The 2201-nt window shown below is 71.7% G+C and carries 3 protein-coding genes and 1 pseudogene; 2 read left to right on the top strand and 2 right to left on the bottom strand.

Going from position 1 to position 2201, the window contains the following annotated elements; all coding sequences use genetic code 11:
- Positions 1–316, top strand: a pseudogene (locus tag ACTHMS_RS20855) (DUF349 domain-containing protein); the annotation flags it as partial.
- On the opposite strand, the gene ACTHMS_RS20850 reads toward ACTHMS_RS20855, so the two are convergent.
- Both ACTHMS_RS20850 and miaB read right to left on the bottom strand, forming a co-directional pair.
- On the bottom strand, positions 317–670 hold the full coding sequence (locus ACTHMS_RS20850; RefSeq protein WP_440308576.1) for a nuclear transport factor 2 family protein: 354 nt from the start codon (positions 668–670) through the stop codon (positions 317–319). It lies immediately after the preceding pseudogene.
- Entirely contained in the window at positions 667–2070 is a 1404-nt protein-coding gene (miaB, locus tag ACTHMS_RS20845) for a tRNA (N6-isopentenyl adenosine(37)-C2)-methylthiotransferase MiaB (RefSeq protein WP_440308575.1), read from the bottom strand. The genes ACTHMS_RS20850 and miaB overlap by 4 nt, the downstream gene beginning before the upstream one ends.
- Between miaB and ACTHMS_RS20840 the strand changes: the two genes are divergently transcribed.
- Positions 2020–2201: hypothetical protein (locus tag ACTHMS_RS20840; protein ID WP_440308577.1), on the top strand; the 182-nt coding region annotated here is incomplete at its 3' end. The two genes, miaB and ACTHMS_RS20840, sit on opposite strands and share 51 nt — an antisense overlap.

The raw sequence follows: 2201 nt of genomic DNA, 5'->3' as shown, positions 1-2201 counted from the left end.
CATCCGCGACCCCAAGGCGGCGCAGTCCGCGTTGCGCGAGCTGCAGGCCGAGTTCGACGACATCGGGCACGTCCCCCGCGACGCCATGCGCCGCGTCGACGACCGGATGCGCGCGGCCGAGCAGCGGGTACGCGACGCGGTCGACGCCGAATGGCGGGCGGCCAGCGTCGAGTCCAACCCGTTCCTGGCCGAACTGCGGGCCCGGCTGGCCGAGGCCGAGCAGAAGCTGGAGCGGGCCCGCAAGGCCGGCGACGAAGCCCGCATCCGCCGCGCCGAGCAGGACGTCGCCGCGCGCCGGGCGCTGCTGCCGGACTGATCAGTCGAGGTCGGCGTTGCCCTCGCGATAGATCTTCGCGCGGGTGATCAGCCCGTCGGCGACGGTGAAGAACGCGGCGATCGGGAATGTGCGCCGTTCCCCGTCGACGGTCACGCACTCCCGCAGCTGCGCCGCGACGTCGTCGCCCTGCGTGAGCATGCCGACGACCTCCAGACGCGGATCGAGCGCCCAGAGCCCGGCGTCGAACAGGCCGGTGAGCCCGTCCGCCCCGACCACGGTGTCCTGCCCCGTGATCCATACGACGTCCGGGGCGAATCCGGCGAGCAGCCGCTCGGTGTCATGCGCGTTGAACGCCGCGAGGTGCTCGACCACCGCGGCGCGAGCGACGCTCACGGCCGGGAGCCGATAGTGAGCAGTTGCTGGGGCGCGTGCGCCCTGCCCTCGCCGCCGCGCCAGGGCCGCCGCGCGGTGATGCCGCCGTCGGCGACGAGGTGGTGCGGTGCCGCGTAGGTCACCGTGGTGGTGACCAGGTCGCCGGGTGCTGCGTCGCCGGCCACATGCACCAGCCGGCCGTCCCGGGCCCGTCCGGAGACCCGGCCGGTGGCGCCGTCCTTGCGGCCCGCAGCGTTGACCAGCACCTCGACCTCGGCGCCGACCAGCTCGTGCGCGGCTTCGAGGCTGATCTGCTCCTGCAGCGCGATCAGCCGCTCGTACCGCTCCTGGACGACGGGCTTCGGCACCTGCTCGGCCATCGCCGCCGCCGGCGTGCCGGGGCGCGGTGAGTACTGGAAGGTGAAGGCGCTGGCGAATCGCGCGGCGCGTACCGCGTCCAGCGTCTGATCGAAGTCGGCGTCCGTCTCGCCGGGGAAGCCGACGATGATGTCGGTGGTGAGCGCCGCGTCCGGCATCGCCGCCCGCACGTCGGCGATGATCTGCAGGTAGCGCTCGCGCCGGTAGGACCGGCGCATCGCTTTGAGTACGGCGTCCGAACCCGACTGCATCGGCATGTGCAGCTGCGGCATCACGTTCGGCGTCTCGGCCATCGCCTCGATGACGTCAGCGGTGAAATCGCGCGGGTGCGGGCTGGTAAAGCGCACCCGCTCGAGTCCGTCGATCTCGCCACAGGCGCGCAGCAGCTTGCCGAAGGCGAACCGGTCGCCGAAGCTGCGCCCGTAGGAGTTCACGTTCTGCCCGAGCAGGGTGATCTCGACGACTCCGGCGTCGACCAGCGCGCGGATCTCGGCGAGCACGTCGCCGGGCCGGCGGTCGGTCTCCTTCCCGCGCAGCGACGGCACGATGCAGAACGTGCAGGTGTTGTCGCAGCCGACCGAGATCGACACCCAGGCGCTGAACGGCGACTCGCGGCGGGTCGGCAGATCGGACGGGAAGTTCTGCAGCGCCTCGACGATCTCGACCTCGGCGCGCTTGTTGTGCCGGGCCCGCTCCAGCAGCACCGGCAGCGCGGCCAGGTTGTGGGTGCCGAACACCACGTCGACCCAAGGAGCCTTCTCGACGATGCGGCCGCGGTCCTTCTGGGCGAGGCAGCCGCCCACCGCGATCTGCATCTCCGGATTGGCCGCCTTGGCCGGGTACAGATGGCCCAGGTTGCCGTAGAGCCGGTTGTCGGCGTTCTCGCGCACCGCGCAGGTGTTGAAGACGACGAGATCGGCGGTGTCGCCGGCCGCGACGTCGGCGCGTTCGTAGCCGGCGTCCTCGAGCAGCCCGGCGAGCCGCTCGGAGTCGTGGACGTTCATCTGGCACCCGTAGGTGCGGATCTGGTAGGTGCGCGCCATAACACGTCGAGGATACGGGCCGGGCAGTGGTGCAATGGCCCTATGACGCTGACCGACGGCGATGTGGCCGACCTCGCTCGCGAGGCGGTGGACCGCAAGGACCCGGACCTCGACATCTCCATCAGCCCGGC

This window comes from Jatrophihabitans sp. (assembly GCF_051960575.1).
GTDB lineage: Bacteria > Actinomycetota > Actinomycetes > Mycobacteriales > Jatrophihabitantaceae > JBQCEE01.
Note: the sequence above shows the minus strand (reverse complement) of the source record. Positions and strands in the feature narration are given on the sequence as shown.